The sequence below is a fragment of the Comamonas aquatilis genome (genome assembly GCF_965139575.1).
Lineage (GTDB): Bacteria > Pseudomonadota > Gammaproteobacteria > Burkholderiales > Burkholderiaceae_C > Comamonas > Comamonas aquatilis.
The window spans coordinates 548907-574251 of sequence record NZ_CBCSIW010000001.1; the positions used below are offsets into that span (position 1 = coordinate 548907).

Consider the following 25345-nt stretch of genomic DNA (forward strand, 5'->3'; position numbering starts at 1 on the left):
GCCATCAACAGCCCGCCTTGAGGAGGGGAAAAGCATGAAGACATTGGCAAATCGTTCGCGTCAGCGCGGCCTGTCCTTTATCGGACTGGTGTTTATGGTGGCCATCGTGGTCGCTGTGGTGGCGGTTGGCGCACAATCGGTGCCCATCTTTTTGGAAAATCAAGCCATCAAGAAAGCTGCCAACAAGGCGGCTGCCGAAGGCTTGACCGTGGCCGAGGTCAAGGCCAGCTTTGACCGCGCTGCTGCGATTGACGACATCAAGTCCGTCAGCGGCAACGATCTGCAAGTCACCAAAGTCAATGACAAGGTGGTGGTCGGCTATGAATACTCCCGAGAAATTCCCCTGGTAGGCCCGGCCTATCTTGTTTACCGTTTTAAGAAATAGACCTTTTTGGTGGAACCTGCTCTTATCGCGCTGCAGCAAAGGCTGCAGCACCAATTTGCCAACCCGGCTTTGCTGCAACGTGCCGTCACGCACCGCAGCTTTTCGGCTGACAACAACGAGCGCCTGGAGTTTCTGGGCGACTCGGTGCTGAGTCTGGCCATCTCCAGCCTGCTGTATGCACGGCTGGCCTCCATGCCCGAGGGCGATCTCTCGCGCGTGCGCGCCAATCTGGTGCGTGAGGAAACTTTGCACAAGATCGCACTCAGGCTGCAGCTGCCCGATTTGCTGCGCCTGGGTGAAGGTGAATCCAAATCCGGCGGCAAGCAACGGCCCTCCATCCTGGCCGATGCCGTGGAGGCGCTGATTGGCGCTGTGTACCTGGATGCCGGTTTTTCCGCAGGGGAAAAAGTCGTGCACCATCTTTTTGATGGCGTCGATATCAACCCCCAGATGCGTGCGGCCGAGAAAGACCCCAAGACCGCCCTGCAGGAATTGCTGCAAGGCAAACGCATGAAGCTGCCACACTACGAGGTGCTGGATATCTCGGGCGTGGCACACAAGCAGATCTTCACCGTGGGTTGCACGGTGACGGAATGGAATATCAGCGCCCAAGGCACAGGCAGCTCGCGCCGTGCGGGCGAACAGGCTGCAGCCGCTGCAGTCCTTGAACAATTGAAAGTTAAAAAGTCATGACCGATGCTGCTAAGAAAAAGCTAGCAAGCACCGCAGGTGCTGCAAGCGCCAAGCCGAAAAAAAGCGCTGGAAATACCCAGACCCAGGCCGATATTGACGCCATGCTGGCTGCGGCCAAGCCCGGTGCCATCTCCGCCGTCGTCCGCGAGGAAGTCGTGCCTGCCGAACCGGCCCGCATCTACGCCCCTGAAGAGCAGCGCTGCGGCCTGATCGCCATCGTGGGCAAGCCCAACGTGGGCAAGTCCACGCTGATGAATGCGCTGGTGGGCCAGAAGATCTCGATCACCTCGCGCAAGGCGCAGACCACGCGCCACCGCATCACCGGCATCCATACCAAGGACGATACGCAGTTCGTGTTTGTGGACACCCCGGGTTTTCAGACCAAGCACTCGACCGCGCTGAACAAATCGCTGAACAAGACGGTGATGGGCGCGATTGGCGATGTGGACCTGATCCTGTTCGTGGTGGAAGCGGGCAGCTTCACGCTGGCCGATGCCAAGGTGCTGAGCCTGTTCAAGCCCGGCATTCCCACGCTGCTGATTGCCAACAAGCTCGACACCGTGGGTCGTCGCCAGGAAATCGCTCCCTGGCTGCGCGACATGCAGGAGCGCCATCCTTTTGCCGAGTTCGTGCCCATGTCGGCCAAGAACAAAAAGGACATCGAACGCATGTACGGCATCTGCGGCAAGTACCTGCCGCAGCAGCCCTGGTTCTATGCCGAGGACGAGCTGACCGACCGCAGCGAGAAATTCCTGGCGGCCGAAACCGTGCGTGAAAAGCTGTTCCGCTTTACTGGCGACGAATTGCCTTACACCTCGACCGTGGTCATCGACAAGTTCGAGGAAGAGCCCAGCAAGACCCACAAGCGCTTCATGCGCATCGCCACCACGATCGTGGTGGAGCGCGATGGCCACAAGGCCATGGTGATCGGCCAGGGCGGCGAGCGCCTGAAGCGCATCTCCACCGAAGCGCGCCAGGAGCTGGAAAAGCTGCTGGATGCCAAGGTCTTCCTGGAAGTATGGGTCAAGGTGCGTTCCGGTTGGGCTGATGACGAAGCCCGCGTCAAATCCTTCGGCTACGAGTGATGGCTTTTGCAGCCCGAATCTGCAACCGGGCTGCAAGCTATCATTTCTGCTCCAAGGCCTCTGCTGAGGCCTTTTCTTTTATCTGAAGCACAGCTGTGGCCGCCAAACGCGTCAGTGACGAACCCGCCTTCATCCTCCATCAGTACGACTGGAGCGAATCCAGCCTGATTCTGGAGGTCTTCACGCGCCACCGCGGCCGGGTGGCGCTGGCGGCCAAGGGCGTCAAGCGGCCGACTTCCAACTTTCGCCCCGTGCTCCTGCCCCTGCAGCCCATCAAGGTCAGCTACACGCTGGGGGCCGAGGGCAATGCCGAGATTCACTCGCTCAAGGGCGCGGAATGGATGGGCGGCCATGTCATGCCGCAGGGCGATGCCCTGTGGTCCGGCATGTATCTCAACGAGCTGCTGATGCGCCTGCTGGCGCGTGACGATCCCTATGCCGCGCTGTTCGATATCTACGCCGGTGTGGTGAGGGTGCTGGCCGGCCAGCACGGCGGCACGACGGAAGCCATAGAGCCGGTGCTGCGGGCGTTCGAGCTGGTGCTGCTGCGCGAGTTAGGCCATCTGCCCCAGCTGAGCGAAGAAAGCGCCACGCTGGGCGCGGTCAACAGCGTTGCCCGCTACGCGCTGGTGGCCGAAGGAGGGCTGCGCCAGGCTGCCACGCATGAGCGCGCCGCGCTGACCGGCAGCCAGTGGCGGGCCATAGAGTTGGCACTGCAGACTTCTCAGCCCTTTCCCAAAACCCTGCACTGCCTGGCCGAGCCCGAAGTGGCCCAGGCCCTGAAGCCGCAGCTGCGCCATCTTCTGCAATACCATTGCGGCTCAAACATGCTGCGCACCCGCCAGCTGATGATGGATTTGCAATCGCTATGAACACTTCTTCTGCTTCCCCGCGCACGGCTCTGTCCGTCAATGTCAACAAGGTGGCCCTGCTGCGCAACACGCGGCATCTGGGCATTCCCTCGGTGACGCGAGCGGCAGAGATCTGCCTGCAGGCCGGCGCCCAGGGCATCACCATCCACCCGCGCCCCGATGAGCGTCATATCCGCGCGCAAGACGTTTACGAGCTGCATGCGCTGCTCAAGGCCTGGCCGCAGGCCGAGTTCAATATCGAGGGCAATCCCACGCAGAATCTGATGGAGTTCATCCGCCAGACCCGCCCGCACCAGGCCACTTTCGTGCCCGACAGCGAAGACCAGTTCACCAGCGACCATGGTTGGACCTTTCCCCAGGATGCCCAGCGCCTGGCGCCGCTGATTGCTGAATGCAAGGCGCTGGGTGTGCGCGTGAGCCTGTTCATGGACCCCATCCCCGAGCAGATGGCAGCCGCCAAGGCGGTGGGTGCCGACCGGGTGGAGCTGTATACCGAGCCATTTGCCGCCGCCTGGGGCAAGGCCGATCAGGAGCATCAGCTGCAGGTCTATGCCCAGGCCGCACAGGCCGCGCTGGATGCGGGTCTGGGCATCAATGCCGGGCATGACCTGAACCGTGACAATCTGGCGGCTTTTGTGGCGCGTACGCCCAGTCTGGCCGAAGTCTCGATCGGCCACGCCTTGATTGCCGATGCGCTGGAGCTGGGCTATGCCGAAACCGTGAAAGCCTATCAGGCGGTCATTGACGCCGGCATGGCGCTAAAGCAATCCTGAAACCATAGCTGTTAGCACTTGTCGCATAAGCGCTTGAGCCTGATTTGGCTCATGAGGAGTAAAGCATGATCTACGGCATAGGCACCGATATCTGCGATGTACGCCGCATTCGCGAGAGCCTGGAAAAGCATGGCGAGCGTTTTGCACAGAAGGTGCTGGCCGAGGGCGAGCTGGCCACCTGGCGCGCGCGCAGCGAACGCTGGCCGGAGCGCGGCATCCGCTATGTGGCCACGCGTTTTTCGGCCAAGGAAGCGTTCAGCAAGGCGATCGGCATGGGCATGCGTATGCCCATGACCTGGCGGCATTGCGAAGTCATCAAGCTGCCCAGCGGCCAGCCGGCGATTCGCCTGCATGGCGAGCTCAAGGAGTGGTTTGAGAAAAACCAGCTCACAGTCCATTTGTCGGTCACCGACGAGAGCGACTACGCCGCCAGCTTCTGCGTGGTTGAGAAGCGATAAGCATCCCCCTGAGTCGCTTTGCGCCTTCCCCCTGGGGACAACGCCAGCGCTACGGGGCGGCCCTTGCGCGGCGTTTGCTGGCCTAGCGTGCGCGTTTTTTAAGCCTTAGTCTCCTATTTAAGTCGAATCGACAAGATGAACACTAACGAATCTACTGGTATGCATGCTCCTCTCATCATCGATATCGCCGGCAAGGCTTTGAGCGATGTGGATCGCCAGCGTCTGTCCCATCCTCTGGTGGGCGGCATCATCTTGTTTGCCCGCAACTGGGAAAGCCGCGAGGCTCTGGTGTCGCTGTGCGCCGATATCAAGGCCGTCAAACCCGATCTGCTGATCTGCGTGGACCATGAAGGCGGCCGCGTGCAGCGCTTCAAGACCGATGGTTTCACTCATCTGCCGTCCATGCGCGCCTTTGGCGAGCTGTGGATGGATGACGGCGTTGGCAAAAAATACCGCGAAGGTAGCGGCGCCATGCGCGCCATGAATGCCGCCACGGCGGCCGGCTATGTGCTGGGCTGCGAGCTGCGCGCCTGCGGCGTGGATTTCAGCTTTACGCCGGTGCTGGATCTGGACTATGGCGAGTCCTCGGTCATAGGCGACCGCAGCTTTGGCCGCGATCCGCGCGTGGTGACGGTTCTGGCCAAAAGCCTGATGCAAGGCCTGCTGCAAGCCGGCATGGGCAATTGCGGCAAGCACTTCCCCGGCCATGGCTTTGTGAAGGCCGACTCCCATGTGGATATTCCTGTCGATACGCGCAGTCTCACGGCCGTCCTCAGCGAAGACGCCGCGCCTTACCCCTGGCTGTCCAGCGTGCTCACGGCGGTGATGCCGGCCCATGTGATCTACCCCAAGGTGGACAAGCGCCCGGCGGGCTTTAGCGAAAAGTGGCTCAAGGATATTCTGCGCGGCCGTCTGCGCTTTGACGGCGCCATCTTCAGCGACGACCTGAGCATGGAAGGCGCCCGCCGCATCAACGGCGAGGTCATCAGCTATACCGATGCTGCGCTGACCGCGCTGAATGCCGGCTGCGATATGGTGCTGCTGTGCAACCAGAGTCTGGGCCTGGGCGCGCATGTGGACGAGCTGCTCGACGGCATGGACATGGCTTTGCGCGATGGCCGCTGGCTGCCCGACGAAGATTCTGAATCCCGCCGCGTCTCGCTGCTGCCGGAGACCGTGCCTCAGCCCTGGGATGATTTGATGCGCCAGCCCGCCTATCTGCAGGCACTGGATCTGCTGCCTTAAGCCCGTACTGATACCTTTTGACGAATCCGCTGTCTTTGCAACAAAGGCAGCGGATTTTTTTATGCGCGGAGCGCCCGAAGAGCCCAAAGCGGTTGCAGCCGATGGCATTTAAGCTTGGCCTCAGCGAGTCTGTTTAGGCTGCAATCCAGGCGTTGATCCACCTGTCGCCGTCGAACTTCATGAATCACCGAAAGCTTGCATGAATCCCATGAAACCAGAGCTGGTGCCCCGCAAAGACCGACTGAGCGCATTTCGCCAGGCCTTTGCCCTGACCCGACCGTATTTTCAGTCCGAAGAAAAGTGGAAAGCCTGGGGTCTGCTGAGCGCCATCGTGGCGCTCAATCTGGCGGCGGTCTTCATGCTGGTGCAGATCAACGAGTGGAACCGGGTGTTTTATGACGCGCTGCAAAACAAGCAGGCCGATGTGTTCTGGCAGCAGCTGTGGCGCTTTCTCTGGCTGGCGCTGATCTACATCGTCATCGCGGTCTACAAGTTCTATCTCACGCAGCTGCTGCAGCTCAACTGGCGGCGCTGGTTGACCGACCACATGCTGCAGCGCTGGCTGTCGGCCAAGGCCTTCTACCGTATGGAGCTGAGCCGCTATGGCGGTGATGGAGCGCCGGACAATCCCGATCAGCGTATTCAGGAGGACTTGAATCTTTTCACCACCTATACCGTGTCGCTGTCCATGGGGCTGCTCAATGCTGCAGTCACTTTTGTGAGCTTTGTCGGCATTCTCTGGGGGCTGAGTGCCGTGATGGATGTTCGTCTGCCGGCTTTGTTGGGCGGCGGGCAGTGGCATATCTCGGGCTTTATGGTCTGGATGGCCGTGCTGTACTGCCTGGCCGGCAGCGCGCTGACCTTCTGGATCGGCAAACCCCAGGTCTGGCTGAACAACCGTCAGCAGCAGCTGGAGGCCAATTTTCGCCATCACATGATCCGGGTGCGCGAGAACGCTGAAGCGATTGCTCTCGACGGGGGCGAACGCGTAGAGGGCGAGCAGATCGGCCTGCGCTTTCGCGATGCGCTGGGCAATTATCTGAATTTGGTCAAAAAGCAAAAAAACCTGATCTGGTTCACCAATTTCTTTGGTCAGGCAGCCGTGGTCTTTCCTTTCATCATTGCGGCGCCGCGCTTTTTCAGCGGTGCCATTCAGCTAGGCCAACTCATGCAGATCTCTTCGGCCTTCGGCCAGGTGCAGGACTCGCTGAGCTGGATCGTCAACAACTACGCCGATATCGCCGCCTGGAGGGCGACTACCGAGCGTCTGGCAGGGTTTGACGGCAGCCTGCGTGCGCAGGATGAGGCACAAAAAAACGGCGACGAAGGCGTGCAGATCACGCCGGCAGCGCAGCTGCAGGCCCAGGCACTGGATGTGTTTTTGCCCGACGGGCGCTGCATGCTAGCCGCTGCCAACTTGCAGGTAAAGCCAGGGCAGCGCCTGCTGATCAGCGGGCCTTCTGGCAGCGGAAAATCAACGCTGCTGCGGGTGTTCTCCGGTATCTGGCCGTTTGCGCGGGGCAGGGTGGAGCGGCCGCTGGATGCCATGTTCATTCCCCAGCGCCCCTACTTCCCGAATGGCAGTCTGCGCGATGCCCTGGCCTATCCCGAGCTGGCCGCGCTCTATGGCGACGAGCAGCTTAAGCAGGCCTTGCGGGATGCACAGCTGCCGCAGCTGCAGGAGCAGCTCGATAGACAGGCCGCCTGGAACAGCCGCCTGTCCGGCGGCGAGCAGCAGCGTCTGTCGGTGGCGCGGGTCTTGCTCAAGCGTCCGGCCTGGGTGTTTGCCGACGAGGCTACCAGTGCGCTGGACAACGTCACCGAAGCCAGTATCTATGCGCAACTGGTGCAGCTGGTTCAGCAGCGAGGCGGGGCCCTGGTCTCGGTGGCTCACCGCGACAGCGTGACCGAGTTTCACCAGCAGCGCTGGTTGCTGGAGCCCCAGCGCCAGCAGATCCGGGTGGAAGATTCGATCCAAAACCATTGAGACGCGCGCAGTGCTCAGCTGGGGCGAAGCAGTCTCAACCGCAGGGCAATTATGCGAAGGCTTCACGGCTACTTTCTCATGGGATGATGTGCTTTTAAGACTCTTTGGAGAGCGAACCCATGCGCGTTGGTGTGCTGACCGGTGGCGGCGATTGCCCTGGCCTCAATGCGGTGATCCGAGCGGTCACCAAGTCCTTGATCAACCATGGCCAGTGCGAGGTCCTGGGCATTGCCGACGGCTTTGAAGGCCTGATGGGCGATGCTCCGCGCGTCAAACCCTTGTCCTGGGACGAGGTCAGCGGCATCTTGCACATGGGCGGCACGATTTTGGGCACCAGCAACAGCGCGAACCCGCTGCGCAATCAGGCCACGCTGGATCAGGTGCGCAGCAATGTGCAGGCGCTGGGCCTGGATGTGGCCGTGGTCATAGGCGGCGACGGCACCATGAGCCTGGCTCACGGCCTGCGTCAGATCGGGCTGCAGTGTGTGGGCGTGCCCAAGACCATTGACAACGACATTGCCAGCTGCGAGCGCAGCTTCGGTTTTGATACGGCCGTGGCCACGGTGACGGAGAGCCTGCGCCGCATCGAAAGCACGGCCATGAGTCACCACCGCGTGATGATTGTAGAGACCATGGGCCGCCATGCCGGTTGGCTGGCACTGGAGTCCGGCATTGCCGGTGCGGCCGACGTCATCCTGCTGCCCGAGATCGACTTTGACCTGCAGGCCATCATCGATGTCTGCAAGGCGCGCGAGCAGCGCCAGCGCTACACCATCATCTGCATTGGCGAGGGCGCCAAGGAAAGCGGTGCCAGCCTGACGGTGCGCGAGCGCATAGAGCACAGCCCCGATCCGGTGCGCCTGGGCGGCGTGGGCCATGTGCTGCGCGAGCGTCTGCAGTCGCATCTCCAAAGCGAGGTGCGCACCACGGTACTGGGCCATGTGCAGCGTGGCGGCGATCCCACGCCGTTTGACCGGGTGCTGGCCACGCGCTTTGGTCACCATGCGGCGCAATTGGTGATTGGCGGCCAGTTTGGGCGCATGGTGACGCTGCAAAACGGCCAGATCGGCTCGGTCGCTATTGCCGATGTGGCCAATACCCAGCGTACCGTACCGCTTGACAGCGATCTGATCACCATGGCGCGCGATATCGGCATCTGTCTGGGTGAGGCTTGAGAGCCGCGCAGGCGGATTGCGCAACAATGTGAGCCTCTACACAGGAAAGACTCCGCATGGATCGACATGAAGAAGCCGTGATGCAGCTGCTCACGGCCAATGGCGAAACCTTTGTTGCCCCCCGTTATGAAGTCACCGAAGGCTGGCAATGTCCGGCCTTTGTGGTGCTGCGCCCGGCGCGCCGCCAGGTCTATGTGGTGGAGGTCAGCGCCTCGGGCTATCCGCTGGGTCTGGTCAACCGCCTCAACGAGCGGGTGGAGCGTTGGTATGCGCCGCTGCTGCCGCAGCTGCAATCGCTGGGCATCACCACGGCCGACTGGAGTGTGGGCTGTCTGGTCTTTGTGCGCAGCGACCAGATAGGCTGGCTCAAGGAGCGAGTCAAGGACGCCAGCGGTGTCCATGTGCTCAGCCTGGAGCAGGCCAGCAGCAACTGGAACTGGGATGACGCGGTCTGGACCAGCGAGATGGACTTTGAAACCGGCCAAATTCCACAGCGCGGCAGCCTGCAAGGCCAGATCACGCATTGAATGAAACCGGCTCTAGCGCTTGTCAGGTATGCGCTGTTTGCTACTGATTTTGAAGAAATGAATAAGTGGAGCACGTGATGCTGCGGTCGCCGCTAAAATAGGCGTCGGGCTGAAAGGTCGCCCATCTCGCAAAAGCAAACGCACCTTGATTTCTTGATCAGCGCAAGCCTCTGGCTTGCATACCATTCCGGGCTCGCAGCGAGGCATGCCCTGTAACAGGAGTTGGTATGCATATCTCGTCTTCTATCCCTTCTTTCGAAGCGTCCGGCACTGAGCGTGTCTCGGCCGTGCTGCGTGCAGCCAAGCGGCTGCATCGTCAGGCCGGGGCTTCGTCGCTGGCTCAGTCCCTTCCCGTGCTGCGGCGCTTGATGGCCGCGCAGCTGCTGCAGGGTTTGACGCTGCCCCAGTTGTTTGAGCAGCGCGCCCTGGTGCAGCGCAAGCATGTGCTGCGCATGCTGGCGCAGGAAGCTGGCTTTAATCACTGGGAGCTTTATCGCGCTGCACTGCTGAGCGATGCCGAGCAGCCGCATCTGCCGCTGGAGGTTGTGGCTGCGCATGCCGGTTATCCGAATTTCTGTTTCTCCAATATGCAGCAGGCACTGGCCCATGTGAGGGCACGAGGCGGGCGTGCCGTACAGGTGGGCGCACAGGCCGTGGTCTTGCCCTAAGCTGCTGGCGCAGCACCTATGATCGGGGCTTTGGCGTGGTTTCGCGCCAAAGCCTTTTTTACGCATTTACCTGCCGGATTTTTATGACCACTCTCGGAACCCCTCTGTCTCCCCACGCCACCAAAGTCATGCTGCTGGGCAGCGGCGAACTGGGCAAGGAAGTGCTGATGGCCTTGCAGCGCCTGGGCGTGGAAACCATTGCGGTGGACCGCTATGAAAATGCGCCCGGTCAGCAGGTGGCTCACCATGCGCGCACCATCACCATGAGCGATCCGGCCCAGCTCAAGGCCTTGATTGAGGAGGTCAAGCCCGACCTGGTGGTTCCAGAGATCGAGGCCATTGCCACGCCCATGCTCGAAGAGCTGGAGGCCGCTGGCGTCATTACCTGCATTCCCACGGCCCGTGCCGCGCGTCTGACCATGGACCGCGAGGGCATTCGCCGTCTGGCGGCCGAAACTCTGGGCCTGTCCACCAGCCCCTACCGCTTTTGCGATTCGCTGGCCGAACTGCAGGCTGCTATCGATGGCACGGACGGCCAGCCTGCCATTGCCTACCCTTGCGTGGTCAAGCCGGTGATGAGCAGCTCGGGCAAGGGTCAGAGTAAGATTGACGGCCCTGCCGATGTGCAAAAAGCCTGGGACTACGCCATGGCCGGCGGCCGTGTGGTCAAGGGCCGTGTGATTGTGGAAGGCTTCATCGACTTTGACTATGAAATCACCCAGCTGACTGTGCGGGCCAAGGGGGCCGATGGTCAGGTACAAACGCATTTTTGCGAGCCCGTAGGCCATGTTCAGCAAAGCGGCGACTATGTGGAGAGCTGGCAGCCGCACCCCATGCATCCTGCGGCATTGGAAAAATCCCGCCAGATTGCCAAGGCCGTCACCGATGATCTGGGCGGCTTGGGCCTGTTTGGCGTGGAGCTGTTTGTCAAGGGCGAGCAGGTCTGGTTCAGCGAGGTCTCGCCTCGCCCGCATGACACGGGGCTGGTCACGTTGATCACGCAGTGGCAAAGCGAGTTTGAGCTCCATGCCCGCGCCATTCTGGGCCTGCCTGTGGACGCCAGTTTGCGCAACCCCGGCGCCAGCGCCGTGATCTATGGCGGCCAAGATGCCGAAGGCCTAGTGTTTGACGGGGTGGACGAAGCTCTGGCGATTGAGGGCACGGATCTGCGCCTGTTCGGCAAACCCGAGAGCTTTGTGCAGCGCCGCATGGGCGTGGCGCTGGCGCGTGCTGCAGATATCGAAGCGGCGCGCACCAAGGCCAAGCTGGCTGCGGGCAAGGTCAAGCCCAGAAAGCCTTAAGAACGTGTTTACGATCTCCTCGGCGCCGCGCCCGCAAAGGCACTGGCCCTAAGGGTTGAGGCGAAATCGGGCGATTTCTTCGCGCCGCGGCTTGCTTGCACCTCGGTGCAAGCTGCACCACATCGCTTCGAACTCATCCCGATTGCGCCTCAACGCGGCTGCGTAGAGATCGTAAACACGTTCTACGCCCATCAAAAAGGCTTCCTGGGAAGCCTTTTTGACGCAGCGATGCAGGAAAGGCCCATCAGGCCTGGGGCGTGTGGGCCGGGGTGGTGAGAGTTATGGCGCTGGCTTCCTCATGCTCGCTGGCGGGGGACGTGTCGACGGGCATGCCGCCCTTCCAGCGGCGAATCACGCGTTGGAAGATCAGCGAGTTGGGAATCTGCAGCAGATTGGGAATACCGGCTGGGGCGCTATCGTCCTGCAGTGTGGTGTAGAGCATGTTCAGATCGATGACCCGGCCTTTGGCTCCGGGCTTCTCGGCGGTATCCAGCACCTCGATGTAATCGCCCAGGCGGAAGGGGCCGACGGTGACGATGAGCATGGCGCAAAACAGGTTGGAGAGCACGCTCCAGGCGGCAAAGAAGGCTACCGCTCCCACGGTGGCAAAGCCGGTGAAGGCCGTCCACAGCACGGTGGCTGACATGCCGAGTCGCTCCAGCAGCAGCAAGATGGTGGCGGCAATGATGACCCAGCGCACCACGCCGCGCAGCGGCATCAGCAGCTCGTGCGGCAGGTCGTAGTGCTGGCCCACGCGCGAGATGATGCGCTTGAACAGGCGGTTGAGCAGCCAGGCGGCCACAATGATGAGAAAAATCTGGAGCCCGGGAATCAGGACTTCCAGCCACTCCTGCATCCATTCGGGCAGGTGCATTTGAAGACGACGCATAACCAAAGAATAAAAAACGCTAGGAGGTCATCCTAGCGTCTATTGAGACAAGGCATGGCAGGCAGCGCCATGGAGGGTGCTATGTCAAGCGTCAAAGCTGTCGCTGCTCGACGGTATCCATCTGCATCTCGAAGCTGAAGAAGCGATTTCTGCCCTGGCTTTTGGCCGCATACAAGGCTTCATCGGCACGCATGAGCATGGCTTCGGCACTGGTGTTGGCGTCTGGAATGCAGGTGGTGATGCCGCCGGAAAGCGTCAGTTGAAAATCTTCGGGCGCGTCGGGAGGGCGGATTTTTCGGGCCTTGAGCATCTGACCCAGGGCGCGCGCAAAAGTCATGGAGCCGGAGCGCGGCGTATTGGGCAAGATCAGGGCAAATTCCTCGCCGCCATAGCGGGCCGCCACATCGCGCGGGCGCACGCAGACATCGCGCAGCAAGCGGCCCACATGTTTGAGGCACTCGTCGCCCTGCAAGTGACCATAGGTGTCGTTGAAACGCTTGAAGTGATCCAGGTCGCAAAGCATCAGCGTCAGCGGCTTGCCTTCGCGGCTGGCGGCCATAATCTCGGCGTGCAGCATGCGATCCATGCCGCGGCGGTTGACCAGGCCGGTCAACGAGTCCATCTCCACCATCTCGTTGAGTTTCTGGTTGGCCAGATGCAACTCGCCAGATAGCGTGACCAGACGGCGGCGCATATCGAGCAGGCGGCGCATGGCACGCAGCTTGGCCACCAGCACAATAGGCTTGACCGGCTTGACCAGGTAGTCGTCGCCTCCGGCCTCAATGCCGCGCCAGACGTCCAGATCGTTATCCAGGCCAGAGAGAAAGATGATGGGCGTCCACTCGCCGGGCTCGGCCTCGCGCAGTTGGCGGGCCACCCAGTAGCCGTCCTCACCGGGAAGGCGAATGTCCAGCAGCACCAGATCGGGGCGTTCACTGCGAAACAGGGCTAGTGCCGTGCGGCCATTCTCGGCTTCAAGGACTTGAGAGACCCCCGCAGATTTCAGTTCGGCCACCAGCGCAGAGCGCATGGAAGGCTGGTCTTCCACCACGAGCACGGAAAACGGCGCCGGGGCATCGGGCGAAGAAAAACGTGCGCCCGTAGACTCGATGGCCGGATTGGTTGAGGCAGTGAAAGATGAGGCTGTCATGGGCTGGTTTTGCTCGAAATCCTGTGAAGATATGAATCGTCGGGAGACGCGCCAGCGAAACGTACGAGGAAAATCGTAATAGGTTGTTACCTTGTACGCGATATTTTCTCCTTCGTATGTAAGACGTGCCTCACGCCAGCGGCAGGGTGCTCTGGGCCTTGCTAGCCGTATCGTGCCATTGAACAAAGTTCTGTGCCTGAACGCAGAGCACAGGATTGCCCAGTTGCTCCCGAAACTGGCAGGCCGCGAACTGGGCGGCCTTTTTCTCGTATTCCAGAGTCCATTGCCGGCGTGCCTGCATGTGCTCGGGGGGCAGAGGCCAGCGCCGCTCCGTACTGGACAGGCCGCTCATGCCCATGCGCCAGGGCTTGGCGCTCACCCGCGCGCGAAAACACTGCTGCTTCTCGCACAGCATGGCATACAGGGGATCGACGCCCAGTTCCTTGAACAAAATTTGCACTTCAGGTGCCTGATAGTCCCAGGCGGCATGGGTGACGATGATGCGTAGACCCTTGGGTGTCTGGTAGATGCGCAACCCCCAGTCCGGGTGCCTGGACGCGGTCTGATGCACGCGGGCAATGGCCTGGTCTGCAGCAGAGGCTGCTCCCTGTTCCGACTGTTGGCGCTGGCGCCATGCCAGCCATTTTTTGAGCTGCGAGATGAAAAACAAGCCCGTCATGGCGGTTACGACCATGAGGGTCAGCAACGCCGCACTCCAGGCCAGCGGGGTGAGCCATAGCCAGGGAAGCGCAATGGCTAAAAGAATCAGGGATTTGACGGGAAAGCCGGGTCCCGGCCTGGTGGCAGGAAAATCCACGTCCGCAATCGCCACCCGCTCCGTATTGAGGCAGTGCGCGCCATAGCTGTTACGCGTCATCACGGTCTCGCCGCGGCGCTCCAGCACTTCTTCCCGAATGGGGGTGGCGCCATTGAGTCCATACTCGCCGCGCCATTCCATGCGTTCAAAGCCCGCATCCAGCGGCCGGGCACTACCCGCGTTGAGCAAGGCATCCAGTGCTTGCTGGGCACGCTGGCGGGCATGGGCCTCGGCATCCATCTGGCTGCTGTCGGACCAGCCCCAGCGCTGAACACTGGCACCATGGCGGATGCCGGTCTGGTGACGCAGTCTGACCTGTGCCCAGTATTGAGGAATGTGCATGCGAGGCAGTATAGCCATGGCCTGCTTCGGGCAATTGAGCCGCAGCCAGGCCTCTGAATGCCTGGGCCGTGCGCGCAGAGATGACAACAGGCGACTGCATGCCCGTTGTCTTGCCAATGGCAAGTCGGGCATGCAGTCGCCTGTTAGGTGCTGGTGAAGGCGCCGCTCAAGGCGCCGGATCAGCTTTCGCGACGCAGCGCGGGGAAGAGGATGATGTCGCGGATGCTGGCGCTGTCCGTCAGCAGCATCATGAAGCGGTCAATGCCGATGCCGCAGCCGCCGGTGGGAGGCATGCCGTATTCCAGAGCGCGCACAAAGTCATGGTCGTAGTACATGGCTTCGTCGTCACCGCTGTCCTTGGCGTTGACCTGGGCGTTGAAACGCGCAGCCTGGTCTTCGGCGTCGTTGAGTTCCGAGAAGCCGTTGCCGAATTCGCGGCCGGTGATGTAGAGCTCAAAGCGCTCAGTCACTTCGGGGCGCTCGTCATTGGCACGGGCCAGCGGCGAGATTTCGGTGGGGTGTTCCATGATGAAGGTGGGGTTCCACAGCTTTTCTTCCACCACTTCCTCGAAGTACAGCACCTGCAGGCTGGCCAGGGTGCGGGTGGACAGCTTGTCCTTTTCTTCCTTCATGCCCAGCTTCTTCAGGGCATTGGTCAGCCATTCGCGGTCATTCACGTTGTCACCGGCTTCGGTGTACTTGACGATGGCTTCCACAATGGTCAGGCGCTCGAACGGGGCTTCCAGATCCACGGCCTTGCCGCCGTAAGTCAGGTGCAGCGTGCCCACGGCCTTTTGGGCGGCGTCGCGGATCAGCGCTTCGGTGTAGTCCATCAGGTCGCGGTAGTTCCAGTAGGCCGCGTAGAACTCCATCATGGTGAACTCGGGGTTGTGGCGCACCGAGATGCCTTCGTTGCGGAAGTTGCGGTTGATTTCGAACACGCGCTCAAAACCGCCGACCACCAGACGCTTGAGGTACAGCTCGGGCGCAATGCGCAGGTACATCTCCTGGTCCAGCGCGTTGTGATGCGTCACAAACGGCTTGGCGTTGGCACCGCCGGGGATGGGGTGAAGCATGGGGGTCTCGACTTCCAGGAAGCCGTTTTGCACCATGAACTCACGCAGACCGGCTACGGCCTTGCTGCGGGCGATGAAGCGGGTACGGGCTTCATCGTCCATCATCAGATCGACGTAGCGCTGGCGGTACTTCTGTTCCTGGTCGGCCATGCCGTGGAACTTGTCGGGCATGGGGCGCAGGCTCTTGGTGAGCATGCGGATCTGGGTGACCTTGATCGACAGCTCGCCGGTCTTGGTCTTCATCAGCACGCCTTCGGCGCCGATGATGTCGCCCAGGTCCCACTTCTTGAAGTCGGCATACAGCTCTTCGCCCACGGCGTCGCGGGTTACATACAGCTGGATGCGGCCGGTGGAATCCTGAATCGTGGCAAAGCTGGCCTTGCCCATGACGCGCTTGAGCATCATGCGCCCGCCTACGCTGACGGTGACAGCTGCGGCTTCCAGGGCTTCGGGCGCCTGCTCGGCGTGGGCGGCAATCAGGGCCGCAGCGCGGTCGGCGGGCTTGAAGTCGTTGGGGAAAGCGGCAACACCCTGGGCCTTGGCGTGTTCGCGCAAGGCTTTGAGTTTTTCGCGGCGCTCAGCGATGAGTTTGTTTTCGTCCTGAGGGGCGGTGTTTTCTACCGCGGAAGAGGTGTTTTGTTCAGTCATGAAAATGAGAGCGCCAGCGTCAAACGCCGGTTGAAGACCAAAAAAGTGGGCGGATGGGTCGCCAGTGACGGCCCAAAACCTGCGATTTTAAGTTTTTTGACGCCGGCCGGGCGCAGCTGTGGCAAATGGGCGTGAAGTGACTGCGGTATGCCCGGTTCCAAGCACCGCTGCACTGGCTTGAAAACTCCTTTATTCATAGCTATATGCGCTTGTGAACTAAGGGGTTTAGGCTGTTTTTACTGATTTTTTGGCTTCAATCCTCGTCAGAGGCACCAATGCCGCTTTTTTCCAGCACATCGGCCACCAGCTCCAGGCGCAGCAAGGGATTGTCCAGCGTCATCAGCTGCTGCTTGATCAGGATAGGCAGCGGCAGCAGCTCGGCCCAGCGGTTGGCTACCCAGGCGCAATCGTCCAGTTGCTGCGGCGTGGGCAGCTGGCTGTGGTCGGGGTCTTGTGCCCGTGCGCGCAGTTGCTGCAGCACCTGGGCCAGGGCGCGGGCCACACTGCGCAGGTGGTCGGGGATGGCGACCTGCGGGTCATCGGCCAGCAATTGCACATCGGCCACCCACAGGCCGTGGGGCAACTGCCAGCTACTGGCGATATGAAAACGCTGTTCTCCCCGGCATTGCAGCTGCATCAGTCCGGGCTGGGAGTTGTCAAGCTGCACGAGCTGGGCTAGCACGCCCTCGGGGTGCAGCTGTTCGGGCTGGGCGCCGGGTTTACGCACCTCCTGCCCGGCTTGCAAGGCCACCACGCCAAACGGTGCCTTGGCCGCCTGGCATTTGCGGACCATGTCCAGATAGCGCACCTCGAATACGCGCAGGCTGAGCAGGCCGCCGGGAAACAGCACGGTGCCCAGGGGGAACAGGGGCAGAGAATGCAGGGTGATGCTATCGGTCATGGTGGGCGGCTATCATCCCATGGAACCGGCGCTACCGCCTTTCACTTCTTTGGACTGAACACCTTCCATGCTGTTTGAGATTCTTACCTTTGTGCTGGACATTGTTGTCGGCCTGATCAGCGGCGCCTGTCTGCTGCGTCTTTACATGCAACAGCAGCGGGTGCCGTTCGGCAATCCCGTGGGCCAGCTGGTTTTTGCCCTGACTGACTGGATTGTTCTGCCGCTGCGCAAGGCGTTTCCCACCAAGGGGCGCTGGGATATGCCCAGCCTGCTGGCCGCCATCTTGCTGGTATTGGTGCAGATGCTGCTGCTGTGGCTGCTCACGGGGGCCGCAGGCTCGGTGCTGGCTCTGCCCTGGTTGGCACTCTGCGCTCTGGCCAAAGTGGCTTTGTCGGGACTGATGGGGATTTTGCTGGTGTTTGCCATCCTGTCCTGGGTCCAGCCTCACTCGCCGATTGCCGGCGTGTTGCAGCGTCTGTCCGATCCGCTGCTCAAGCCGATACGCAAGCTCGTGCCCCTGGTCGGCAACGTGGATTTCTCGGCCTTGATCGGCCTGATTGCGCTGCAGGTGCTGCTGATGGTGCTGGCCTATGTGCAGGCCTGGGGCTTGCGCGCCATTGTCAGCACGGGACTGTAAGCCTGGTCTGAGCATAAAAACAGCGGCCCGCGCAGACAGGATCTGCGCGGGCCGCTTTGTTTTTGCTAGCGCTTTGGCTTATGCCACGGCGTCGGCAGGCAGGCGCTGCAGCATGGCCAGCGAGCTGGAGACGCGGTCGCGCAGTTCGCGGCGGTCCACGATCATGTCCACAGCCCCTTTTTCCTGCAGGAACTCGGCGCGCTGGAAGCCTTCGGGCAGCTTGACGCGCACGGTGGTCTCGATCACGCGGGGGCCGGCAAAGCCGATCAAGGCCTTGGGCTCGGCCATCACGATATCGCCCATGAAGGCAAAGCCGGCGGAGACGCCACCCATGGTGGGGTCGGTCAGCACCGAGATGTAGGGCAGGCCTTTTTTGGCCAAGCGGGTCAGCGCCGCATTGGTCTTGGCCATTTGCATCAGCGACAGCAGGCCTTCCTGCATGCGGGCACCGCCGGTGGCCGTAAAGCAGATGAAGGGCACTTTTTGCTCGATGGCGGTTTCCACGCCACGGGCAAAGCGCTCGCCGACCACGGAGCCCATGGAGCCGCCCATGAAGTCGAATTCAAAGCAGGCCACGACCACATTGATGCTCTTGACCGAGCCACCCATGACGATCAGGGCATCGGTCTCGCCGGTGTTCTCCAGCGCTTCCTTCAGACGTTCGGGGTACTTGCGGCTGTCCTTGAACTTGAGCGGATCGACAGGAATGACTTCCTGGCCGACTTCGTAACGGCCCTCGGCATCGAGGAAATGGTTCAGGCGCGCGCGCGCGCCAATGCGGTGGTGATGGCCGCAAGTAGGGCAGACGTTCTGGTTCTTTTCCAGATCGGTCTTGTACAGCACGCTTTCGCAGCTGGGGCATTTGATCCACAGACCTTCGGGAATCTGCTGTACGCGTTCCGTCGGGTTGGTCTGCTGGATTTTTGCAGGCAGAAGTTTTTCAAGCCAAGACATGGTGTTTCCTTTTCAGTTTCCACTGCACTGCGCGCCACCCGCAACCCATAAGAGCGGCGCGGCGCAGGCACTGGCGCAATCCCGTCAGGGACAGCGAGCAAGGGCCGCCCCGCTGCGAGCTTGTCGTCCCCCTTTCAAGGGGGAAGCGGCAATGCCGCTCAGGGGGAGGCTGATTTCAGGGCAGCATTATGCGTCGAGAGCCTTACGCACACCGCGCAGGAAGTCTATTGCCAGGGGCACGATCTTCTCGTGCGGCTGGCCGTCGAGCAGGTCGATGATGCGGCTGCCGATGATCACGGCATCGGCGACGCGGCTGATGGCATGGGCGGTCTGGGCATCGCGGATGCCAAAACCCACGCCCACGGGAATGCTGACATGCTGGCGGATACGGGGCAGCATGGCTTCCACGGCGCTCGTGTCCAGTGTGCCGGAGCCCGTCACGCCCTTGAGCGAGACGTAGTACACATAGCCGCTGGCCACGCGCGCCACCTGCTGCATGCGCTCTTCGGTGCTGGTGGGGGCCAGCAGGAAGATCAGATCCATGTCGCGGGCCTTGAGCTTGGCAGCGAACTCTTCGCACTCTTCGGGCGGGTAGTCCACGATCAGCATGCCGTCCACGCCGGATTGGGCGGCTTGGTTGACGAAAGCATCGTCGCCGTGGATCTGGTCGTAGCGCTCCACCGGATTGGCATAGCCCATCAGCACCACGGGCGTGGTGGTGTTTTTCTGGCGGAACTCGGCCACATAGGCTAGCACCTGCTTGAGACCCACACCGTTGGCGATGGCGCGGTCGCCCGCGCGCTGGATGGTGGGACCGTCGGCCATGGGGTCGGAGAAGGGGATGCCCAGCTCGATCACATCGGCACCAGCTTCCACCATGCCGTGCATGAGGGAAGGGGTGATGGCGGCGAACGGAAAGCCTGCCGTGACGTAGGGGATCAAGGCCTTACGGCCTTCGGCCTGCAGTGCGTCAAAAGTGGTGGTGATGCGGCTCATAGCTTGTTGTTTCCTCCCGCAGCGCTGGTGCCGTGGGCTGTCTTGGCGCCGTCATGCGTTGGCCCACCCTTGACGGTGAGGCCGCGCATGGAGGGGCGGTCAAAGTATTCGGCCCCCGAGAGATCGGCCACGGTACCGATGTCCTTGTCGCCACGACCGGAGAGGCTGACCAGAATGGATTGGTCGGCGCGCATGGTCTTGGCCAGCTTCATGGCATAGGCCACGGCATGGCTGGATTCCAGCGCGGGAATGATGCCTTCAGCACGGCACAGGTAGTGGAAGGCGTCCAGCGCCTCCTGGTCGGTAATGCCCACGTATTGGGCGCGGCCGAGCTCCTGCAGCCAGGCGTGTTCTGGGCCTACGCCGGGGTAGTCCAGGCCGGCGCTGATGGAATGGGTTTCGGTGATCTGGCCGTTTTCATCTTGCAGGATGAAAGTGCGGTTGCCGTGCAGCACGCCCGAGCTGCCTTTTTGCAGCGAGGCCGAGTGCTTGCCGCTCTCAAGGCCTTCACCGGCGGCTTCCACGCCGATCAGCTGGGTGTTTTCGTAGGGGATGTAGGGGTAGAAAATACCCATGGCATTGCTGCCGCCGCCCACGCAGGCCACCACGGCGTCGGGCTGCTGGTCAGCACCCAGAAATTCGGACATCTGCGTCAGGCACTCGTCGCCAATGACTTTCTGGAAGTCGCGCACCAGCATGGGATAGGGGTGGGGACCAGCCACCGTACCAATGATGTAGAAGGTGTTGTCCACATTCGCCACCCAATCGCGCATGGCTTCGTTGAGGGCGTCCTTCAAGGTCTTGCTGCCCGATTCCACAGGCACGACGGTGGCGCCTAGCAGCTTCATGCGGTAGACATTGGGGCTTTGACGTTTCACGTCCTCGGCACCCATGTAGACGATGCATTCCAGGCCGTAGCGGGCGCAGATGGTGGCCGTGGCCACGCCGTGCTGACCGGCACCGGTCTCGGCAATGATGCGTGGCTTGCCCATGCGCTTGGCGAGCATTGCCTGGCCGATCACATTGTTGATCTTGTGGGCACCGGTGTGGTTGAGGTCTTCGCGCTTGAGGTAGATCTGGGCTCCGCCCATCTCGCGCGACATGCGCGAGGCGTGATAGACGGGCGAGGGACGGCCTACATAGTGGGCCAGCTCTGACTGGAACTCGGCAATGAAGGCCGGGTCGTTCTGGTACTTGGCATAGGCCTCGCGCAGCTCGACCAGGGCGTGGGTCAGGGTTTCGCTGGCAAAGCTGCCACCGTAGCGGCCGAAGTGGCCGCGGGCGTCGGGGAATTGGTAGTCAAACATGTGTCGTCTGCAAATTTGGGGCATCCGCTGCGCGCACGGCAGCGATGAAGCGGTGAATCTTGTGGGCGTCCTTGATGCCCTTGAGCGGCTTGCCATCGGGGCCGTCGGCCTCGACACCAGAGCTCACATCAACGGCCAGCGACAGCCCGCGAGGGCGCACTTGCAAGATGCCATCGGTCACGTTTGCAGGCGTGAGTCCACCAGACAAAACGAGGTGAGAGGCGACGCTTGTTGGCAGGAGTGACCAATTGAATGTTTTTCCGCCTCCGCCATAACCGTCGACATGGGCGTCGAGCAGGATGGCCTGGGCTTTTGAATATCGTTGGGCATATTCTACGAGGTCGAACTGCTTGGCGTCATCCCCAAGGGGTATGCGGGCGGCCCGCATCCATGCCCGGGTACCCAAGGTGGCCTCCAGGCATTGTGCTGGCGATTCATCACCGTGAAATTGCACGCAAGCGCCCGGTATTTCTTCGCAGGCAGCTATCACATTGGAAGCGGGCTCGTTCACGAACAACAGCACGGGCGTGACAAAAGGCGGCAGGCGCCTGGCCAGCTCGGCGGCGCGGGCCACCGATACGGCACGCGGGCTTTTTGCATAGAGCACAAAGCCTATGGCATCGGCTCCGGCGGCCACGGCGGCATCCACGTCCTCTTCACGGGTGAGGCCGCAGATCTTGATTCGGGTTCGGTGCTGTGTGCTGTGCATGGCGTCAGGGTAGCCAGTCATAGGCTGCCGTACGGGTGGGCAGGCCCCATTTTTCCTCATACATGGGGCCGAGAAAATAAAGACCATCCGGCGCGAAGGTAGGGGCGGCGGCATCGCGCGAGCGGGCATCGAGCACCTGCTGCATCCACTCGGGCGGGCATTGCTTCTGGCCGATGTTGATCAGGCAGCCCATGATGTTGCGCACCATGTGGTGCAGGAATGCGCTGCCGTCAAATTCGAAACGCCAGTAGCAGCATTCCATGGGCTCGTCGCCGGGGCGCATGGCGCTGGCGGCGGCCTGGGAGCCGCCGCTGATCAGGCGGCGCGTGATGCGGATGTCGTACAGGGTCTTGACCGGGCTCTTGGCCTGGCAGGCCGAGGCGCGAAACGAGCTGAAGTCGTGTTCGCCCAGCAGGTAGCTGGCGCCTTGCTGCATGGCCTCGCCATCAAGAGGGTAGAACATCCAGCCCACGCGGCCGGCCTCCACGCTGGGGCGCACGGGCGACTGCAGCAGCACATAGGCATAGCGGCGGCCGGTGGCGCAAAAACGCGAGTGAAAGTCTTCAGCGACGGGGTGGGCCCATTGCACGGCGATATCGGGCGGCAAAAAGGTGTTGGTACCGCGCACCCAGGAATAGGGAGCACGCTCCAGCTCGGTGTCAAAGTGCACCACCTGCATGAGGCCGTGGACGCCTGCATCGGTGCGGCCGGCGCAGACGGTGGAGACTTTTTCAGTAGCAAAGCGGCCCAGGGCCGCTTCGAGTTTGTCTTGTACGGTGTTGCCTGAGGACTGGCTTTGCCAGCCGTTGTAGGCCTGACCGTTGTAGCTGACGCCAAGAGCTATGCGCATGGCAATGCCCCTGGCGCGGGGTTCAAATACATCAAATTTCAACCAATCTGGGAGAGCAGGCTCTGGGCCTTGGTCTTGAGATCGCCGTGGGCTTCGGCAATCACTTCTTCTATCAGTGTACGCGCACCGTCGGCATCGCCAATGGCATTGAATTCCTCAGCCAGGGCCAGTTTGGTGGCTAGGGGATCCTCAGGCGTGGTCGGCGCGGCAGCCACTGCGGTCGGCGCGGGGCTGGAGGCAGGGCCGCCGCCCAGATCCAGGCTCAGGCCGCCAAGATCGAAGTCCATGATATGGCTGTTGGCGACCGGGTCTTTGGCTGGCTCCGGAGGCTGCTGTTCGGTTGCGCGCTCCTCGGTCAGACCAGGTGCGCGGGTTTCTGCTGCAGATGGGGTCAGGGGCAGGGTGAAACTGTCCAGATTGAACTCCAGCGCGTCCAGCGAGGTGGCGGCAAAAGCCTGGCTGTTGTCGGCGGGCGCAATCGGTGGCGTGAAGGCCTCCATAGCCGAAAAATCCATGTTCAGACTGTTGTCGGCCGGGGGGGGCGCCGATGTGGGCAGGCTTGCTGCAGGGGGCTGGGCTGCGGGCCGGGAGTCGCTGAACTCCAGAGCGTCAAAGTCCTGAGCGCTGGGCTGAGGAATATGGGCTTCCATAGGCATTGGCTGCGAGGAAAGACTGGCATCGGCCAGACCGCCGGGCAGATCCAGGTCCATGCCCAGATCCATGTCCAGCGGCAAGGTGGCGGGGCCTTCACGGTCATCGTGGGGTGGTTGATAGCCTGACTGAAGCGTTTGATGGGCTGCAGCCAAGCCGGCGGCTCCCACCGCCGTAACGGCCGAGGCGGCTGCGACGCGGCCCATTTGGGTCGATGCGGGTTCGGTGGCCGAGAACTGGGAGGGCATGAACGCCTGAGCGCTGGCTGCCGAGCGGGGCTGGGGGCTGCCGCCGGGCTGGTAGAGGGCGTTGTCGGGATCGAGAATGCGACCTTGATCGGACAGACGCTGCCATTCCACACCCTGGCCCTGGGTCAGGGCGTAGACATGGTTGGCGGTGGCCTCAAAAGACAGGCGGTCGTGACGCTTGGCGTAGATTTCGCCCAGCTTTTGATGCAGGGCCAGGCGGCTCGGAGTGCTGCGCAGCGCTTCCTTGAGGATTTCCTCGGCTTGCAGATCACGGCCGTAGGCCAGGTACACATCGGCTTCGGCCAGAGGGTCCACATCGCCGGCGTCGAGTTGGCTGGGCGAGTAATGCATGGAGTGGCCCGACATCTGGCTGCTGATGCCGGTATCCACGCGCTGGCCGCCGCTGCTGCCAAAAAAGGAGTCGAGTCGGCTGTCAATCAGCGTACTGTCGCCCGCGACGGCTGCAGCCTTGCGGCGCTGTGCCACGCGGTAGCCGCCATAACCGAGCAGCAGGGCCAGAATGGCCGCGCCTGCCAGCGGGATCGTGGGGTCTGCCAGCAGGTTGTCGATAAAACCAGGTTCTGCCGGGACGGGAGCTGGTGCCGCCACGGGGGCAGGCTTGGGTGCCGGAGCGGGCGCCGCCGTTGGCGCGCTAGCGGCAGCGGCAGCGGGTGCTGCATTTTCGGTAGCTGCAGTCGCAGATGGATCCGGGGCTGCAGCCGGTTTGGTGCTGTCTGTTGCGGCGGTGGTCGGCGCAGCGGGGTCTGCCGCTGCTCCAGTGGCCGGAACAGCATCGGGCTTGCTTGCCGCGGCAATCTGGTTCAGTTCGGCGATATTGCGTTTGAGCTCATCGACACGGTTGGACTGGTCTGCCGATTGCTTTTGCTGGGCCAGCTTCTCGTCCTCGGCCACGGCTTTGACGGCGCCCTTGGACAGAGTGAGCTTGTCGGGAGCAGCTGTGCCGGGCTTGGCGTCCTGCACCTGGGCTTGGACCTGGCCCGACGCCGTGCGGCTTGCCGCTTCCACGGGCACGGATGGCGCAGCGCCCGCCAGCAGGCGGCGGAATTCGTTGAAGTCGCGCGACTGGGCAGCCAGGATCTGACGTGCTTCGCGCGGCGATGTGGCCTTGGCAGCTCCAGCGTCGGGCACTTCGATCACGGCGCCGCTGCGCATCTGGTTCACGTTGTCGTTGACAAATGCCTGCGGGTTGCTGCGCAGCATAGCGACCAGCATCTGATCGAGCGAAACGCCTGCGGGGCGATAGCGGGCAGCCAGCCGGCTGGCGGTGTCGCCCGGCTTGATCTTGATGCTCTTCTCGCCTGCGACCTGTGCAGTTGGCGAAGTTGTTTCCGCTGCGCGCTTGCGCGGGGTGCTTTCCTCGCTGCCGCGCTTGTTGCGCACAGAGGAGGCGGCGCGCTCGATTGGTCGCTCTGCAGCCAGCGGTGGAATGGGGCGGGGACGAGGAGCCACTTCAGGAGCCGAGGTCTGGGCGGCGGCCGTGACGACGGGAGCCGGGCGGCGTGCGGCGGGCGGGTCCAGCAGCAGGGTGTAGCTACGCTGCAGATTGCCGGACGTCCAGTTGGCATCGATGACCAGGTCAATAAAAGGATCGTTGACCGGTTGGAAGCTGCTCAGCTGGAGCACGGCCGTGCCATTGGCGCGCTTTTGCACCTTGATGCGCACAGAGCTGGCAATGCCTGAGTATTCCACGCCCTGGGAGCGGAAAGCGGCTGGCGAGGCAATACTGGCCTGCAGATTGTCTGCTTCGGCAGAGGTCAGCTGAGGAATCTCCACTTCGGCGCGCAGAGGCTCGCCAAGAGCGGACTGTACGGTGATGCGGCCCAGTGCGAGTGCCCATGCGTTAGAGGAAGTTAAGCCTGAGAAGGCAAGGGTCGCAGCGGCGAGCGCAGAGAGTTTCCAGCGTTGCATAGGGCATCAAGCGTTGATATGTGCAATCGGGCGAGCAATCTTTTTCTTTTGGCCAGACTCATCCATGCACAT

General features: G+C 62.0%; 24 protein-coding genes. 13 read left to right on the forward strand and 11 right to left on the reverse strand.

Annotated elements, in window-relative coordinates; all coding sequences use genetic code 11:
- The first annotated feature begins 34 nt into the window (after positions 1 to 34).
- From ACNAZA_RS02440 to purT, 12 genes are all read left to right on the forward strand, one after another.
- The gene (locus ACNAZA_RS02440) at positions 35 to 385 is read left to right on the forward strand and encodes a DUF4845 domain-containing protein (protein WP_120966573.1); all 351 of its coding nucleotides are present in this window, start codon (positions 35 to 37) and stop codon (positions 383 to 385) included.
- A 9-nt stretch (positions 386 to 394) separates the two neighbouring features.
- Complete coding sequence (gene rnc, locus ACNAZA_RS02445) at positions 395 to 1078, forward strand: ribonuclease III (protein ID WP_120970737.1); 684 nt, start codon at positions 395 to 397, stop codon at positions 1076 to 1078.
- Positions 1075 to 2163 (forward strand): GTPase Era, encoded by a 1089-nt coding sequence (gene era, locus ACNAZA_RS02450; protein ID WP_120966574.1) that lies wholly within the window; start codon positions 1075 to 1077, stop codon positions 2161 to 2163. The genes rnc and era overlap by 4 nt, the downstream gene beginning before the upstream one ends.
- 95 nt (positions 2164 to 2258) lie before the next feature.
- The gene (gene recO / locus ACNAZA_RS02455) at positions 2259 to 3035 is read left to right on the forward strand and encodes a DNA repair protein RecO (RefSeq protein ID WP_120966575.1); all 777 of its coding nucleotides are present in this window, start codon (positions 2259 to 2261) and stop codon (positions 3033 to 3035) included.
- Positions 3032 to 3808, forward strand: coding sequence for a pyridoxine 5'-phosphate synthase (locus ACNAZA_RS02460; RefSeq protein WP_415794801.1), 777 nt, complete (start codon positions 3032 to 3034; stop codon positions 3806 to 3808). The genes recO and ACNAZA_RS02460 overlap by 4 nt, the downstream gene beginning before the upstream one ends.
- Positions 3809 to 3873: 65 nt before the next feature.
- Positions 3874 to 4266, forward strand: coding sequence for a holo-ACP synthase (gene acpS / locus ACNAZA_RS02465; protein ID WP_120966577.1), 393 nt, complete (start codon positions 3874 to 3876; stop codon positions 4264 to 4266).
- 159 nt (positions 4267 to 4425) lie between these two features.
- Positions 4426 to 5511, forward strand: coding sequence for a beta-N-acetylhexosaminidase (gene nagZ, locus ACNAZA_RS02470; protein WP_415794802.1), 1086 nt, complete (start codon positions 4426 to 4428; stop codon positions 5509 to 5511).
- A gap of 199 nt (positions 5512 to 5710) precedes the next feature.
- Positions 5711 to 7498 carry an ABC transporter ATP-binding protein/permease gene (locus ACNAZA_RS02475; protein ID WP_415794803.1) on the forward strand — a complete coding sequence of 596 codons (1788 nt, stop codon included), beginning with the start codon at positions 5711 to 5713 and terminating at the stop codon, positions 7496 to 7498.
- A gap of 119 nt (positions 7499 to 7617) precedes the next feature.
- Positions 7618 to 8673, forward strand: a complete 1056-nt coding sequence (locus ACNAZA_RS02480; protein ID WP_415794804.1) for a 6-phosphofructokinase — start codon at positions 7618 to 7620, stop codon at positions 8671 to 8673.
- Between the two features lie 56 nt (positions 8674 to 8729).
- On the forward strand, positions 8730 to 9200 hold the full coding sequence (locus ACNAZA_RS02485) for a hypothetical protein (RefSeq protein ID WP_415794805.1): 471 nt from the start codon (positions 8730 to 8732) through the stop codon (positions 9198 to 9200).
- Positions 9201 to 9427: 227 nt separating this feature from the next.
- On the forward strand, positions 9428 to 9868 hold the full coding sequence (locus ACNAZA_RS02490) for a hypothetical protein (RefSeq protein WP_415794806.1): 441 nt from the start codon (positions 9428 to 9430) through the stop codon (positions 9866 to 9868).
- An 83-nt stretch (positions 9869 to 9951) separates the two neighbouring features.
- Positions 9952 to 11169 carry a formate-dependent phosphoribosylglycinamide formyltransferase gene (gene purT, locus ACNAZA_RS02495; RefSeq protein WP_415794807.1) on the forward strand — a complete coding sequence of 406 codons (1218 nt, stop codon included), beginning with the start codon at positions 9952 to 9954 and terminating at the stop codon, positions 11167 to 11169.
- 244 nt (positions 11170 to 11413) lie between these two features.
- Here the strand turns inward: purT and ACNAZA_RS02500 are convergent, their stop codons facing one another.
- The 5 genes from ACNAZA_RS02500 to ACNAZA_RS02520 form a co-directional block, all read right to left on the reverse strand.
- Positions 11414 to 12058: a mechanosensitive ion channel family protein gene (locus ACNAZA_RS02500; protein WP_205589351.1), complete on the reverse strand. Its 645-nt coding sequence runs from the start codon at positions 12056 to 12058 to the stop codon at positions 11414 to 11416.
- A gap of 91 nt (positions 12059 to 12149) precedes the next feature.
- Positions 12150 to 13208 (reverse strand): GGDEF domain-containing response regulator, encoded by a 1059-nt coding sequence (locus ACNAZA_RS02505; RefSeq protein WP_415794809.1) that lies wholly within the window; start codon positions 13206 to 13208, stop codon positions 12150 to 12152.
- A gap of 130 nt (positions 13209 to 13338) precedes the next feature.
- Positions 13339 to 14385, reverse strand: coding sequence for a hypothetical protein (locus ACNAZA_RS02510; protein WP_415794810.1), 1047 nt, complete (start codon positions 14383 to 14385; stop codon positions 13339 to 13341).
- A gap of 161 nt (positions 14386 to 14546) precedes the next feature.
- A complete protein-coding gene (gene lysS, locus ACNAZA_RS02515) occupies positions 14547 to 16091 on the reverse strand; it encodes a lysine--tRNA ligase (protein WP_415794812.1) in 1545 nt (514 codons plus the stop codon).
- Positions 16092 to 16344: 253 nt separating this feature from the next.
- Positions 16345 to 16992: an LON peptidase substrate-binding domain-containing protein gene (locus ACNAZA_RS02520; RefSeq protein ID WP_415794813.1), complete on the reverse strand. Its 648-nt coding sequence runs from the start codon at positions 16990 to 16992 to the stop codon at positions 16345 to 16347.
- A gap of 67 nt (positions 16993 to 17059) precedes the next feature.
- On the opposite strand from ACNAZA_RS02520, the gene ACNAZA_RS02525 reads away from it, so the two are divergent.
- Positions 17060 to 17629, forward strand: coding sequence for a YggT family protein (locus ACNAZA_RS02525; protein ID WP_415794814.1), 570 nt, complete (start codon positions 17060 to 17062; stop codon positions 17627 to 17629).
- A gap of 78 nt (positions 17630 to 17707) precedes the next feature.
- Here the strand turns inward: ACNAZA_RS02525 and accD are convergent, their stop codons facing one another.
- The 6 genes from accD to ACNAZA_RS02555 all read right to left on the reverse strand — a co-directional run bounded on the left by accD (position 17708) and on the right by ACNAZA_RS02555 (position 25273).
- Positions 17708 to 18583: an acetyl-CoA carboxylase, carboxyltransferase subunit beta gene (accD, locus tag ACNAZA_RS02530; RefSeq protein WP_415794815.1), complete on the reverse strand. Its 876-nt coding sequence runs from the start codon at positions 18581 to 18583 to the stop codon at positions 17708 to 17710.
- 186 nt (positions 18584 to 18769) lie between these two features.
- Entirely contained in the window at positions 18770 to 19579 is an 810-nt protein-coding gene (trpA, locus tag ACNAZA_RS02535) for a tryptophan synthase subunit alpha (protein WP_415794816.1), read from the reverse strand.
- Positions 19576 to 20886, reverse strand: coding sequence for a tryptophan synthase subunit beta (gene trpB / locus ACNAZA_RS02540; protein ID WP_415794817.1), 1311 nt, complete (start codon positions 20884 to 20886; stop codon positions 19576 to 19578). The genes trpA and trpB overlap by 4 nt, the downstream gene beginning before the upstream one ends.
- Complete coding sequence (locus ACNAZA_RS02545) at positions 20879 to 21616, reverse strand: phosphoribosylanthranilate isomerase (protein ID WP_415794818.1); 738 nt, start codon at positions 21614 to 21616, stop codon at positions 20879 to 20881. Before ACNAZA_RS02545 ends, trpB begins: the two co-directional genes overlap by 8 nt.
- Entirely contained in the window at positions 21600 to 22445 is an 846-nt protein-coding gene (gene truA, locus ACNAZA_RS02550) for a tRNA pseudouridine(38-40) synthase TruA (RefSeq protein ID WP_120970746.1), read from the reverse strand. Before truA ends, ACNAZA_RS02545 begins: the two co-directional genes overlap by 17 nt.
- 38 nt (positions 22446 to 22483) lie before the next feature.
- On the reverse strand, positions 22484 to 25273 hold the full coding sequence (locus tag ACNAZA_RS02555) for a FimV/HubP family polar landmark protein (RefSeq protein WP_415794820.1): 2790 nt from the start codon (positions 25271 to 25273) through the stop codon (positions 22484 to 22486).
- Between the last annotated feature and the right edge of the window lie 72 nt (positions 25274 to 25345).

Excerpts from the sequence above, each read along its gene's own strand:
- ACNAZA_RS02440 (WP_120966573.1), top strand. The coding sequence starts at position 35 with ATGAAGACATTGGCAAATCGTTCGCGTCAGCGCGGCCTGTCCTTTATC.
- era (WP_120966574.1), top strand. The coding sequence starts at position 1,075 with ATGACCGATGCTGCTAAGAAAAAGCTAGCAAGCACCGCAGGTGCTGCA.
- ACNAZA_RS02460 (WP_415794801.1), top strand. The coding sequence starts at position 3,032 with ATGAACACTTCTTCTGCTTCCCCGCGCACGGCTCTGTCCGTCAATGTC.
- acpS (WP_120966577.1), top strand. The coding sequence starts at position 3,874 with ATGATCTACGGCATAGGCACCGATATCTGCGATGTACGCCGCATTCGC.
- nagZ (WP_415794802.1), top strand. The coding sequence starts at position 4,426 with ATGCATGCTCCTCTCATCATCGATATCGCCGGCAAGGCTTTGAGCGAT.
- ACNAZA_RS02475 (WP_415794803.1), top strand. The coding sequence starts at position 5,711 with ATGAATCCCATGAAACCAGAGCTGGTGCCCCGCAAAGACCGACTGAGC.
- ACNAZA_RS02480 (WP_415794804.1), top strand. The coding sequence starts at position 7,618 with ATGCGCGTTGGTGTGCTGACCGGTGGCGGCGATTGCCCTGGCCTCAAT.
- ACNAZA_RS02485 (WP_415794805.1), top strand. The coding sequence starts at position 8,730 with ATGGATCGACATGAAGAAGCCGTGATGCAGCTGCTCACGGCCAATGGC.
- ACNAZA_RS02490 (WP_415794806.1), top strand. The coding sequence starts at position 9,428 with ATGCATATCTCGTCTTCTATCCCTTCTTTCGAAGCGTCCGGCACTGAG.
- purT (WP_415794807.1), top strand. The coding sequence starts at position 9,952 with ATGACCACTCTCGGAACCCCTCTGTCTCCCCACGCCACCAAAGTCATG.
- ACNAZA_RS02500 (WP_205589351.1), bottom strand. The coding sequence starts at position 12,058 with ATGCGTCGTCTTCAAATGCACCTGCCCGAATGGATGCAGGAGTGGCTG.
- ACNAZA_RS02505 (WP_415794809.1), bottom strand. The coding sequence starts at position 13,208 with ATGACAGCCTCATCTTTCACTGCCTCAACCAATCCGGCCATCGAGTCT.
- ACNAZA_RS02510 (WP_415794810.1), bottom strand. The coding sequence starts at position 14,385 with ATGGCTATACTGCCTCGCATGCACATTCCTCAATACTGGGCACAGGTC.
- lysS (WP_415794812.1), bottom strand. The coding sequence starts at position 16,091 with ATGACTGAACAAAACACCTCTTCCGCGGTAGAAAACACCGCCCCTCAG.
- ACNAZA_RS02520 (WP_415794813.1), bottom strand. The coding sequence starts at position 16,992 with ATGACCGATAGCATCACCCTGCATTCTCTGCCCCTGTTCCCCCTGGGC.
- ACNAZA_RS02525 (WP_415794814.1), top strand. The coding sequence starts at position 17,060 with ATGCTGTTTGAGATTCTTACCTTTGTGCTGGACATTGTTGTCGGCCTG.
- accD (WP_415794815.1), bottom strand. The coding sequence starts at position 18,583 with ATGTCTTGGCTTGAAAAACTTCTGCCTGCAAAAATCCAGCAGACCAAC.
- trpA (WP_415794816.1), bottom strand. The coding sequence starts at position 19,579 with ATGAGCCGCATCACCACCACTTTTGACGCACTGCAGGCCGAAGGCCGT.
- trpB (WP_415794817.1), bottom strand. The coding sequence starts at position 20,886 with ATGTTTGACTACCAATTCCCCGACGCCCGCGGCCACTTCGGCCGCTAC.
- ACNAZA_RS02545 (WP_415794818.1), bottom strand. The coding sequence starts at position 21,616 with ATGACTGGCTACCCTGACGCCATGCACAGCACACAGCACCGAACCCGA.
- truA (WP_120970746.1), bottom strand. The coding sequence starts at position 22,445 with ATGCGCATAGCTCTTGGCGTCAGCTACAACGGTCAGGCCTACAACGGC.
- ACNAZA_RS02555 (WP_415794820.1), bottom strand. The coding sequence starts at position 25,273 with ATGCAACGCTGGAAACTCTCTGCGCTCGCCGCTGCGACCCTTGCCTTC.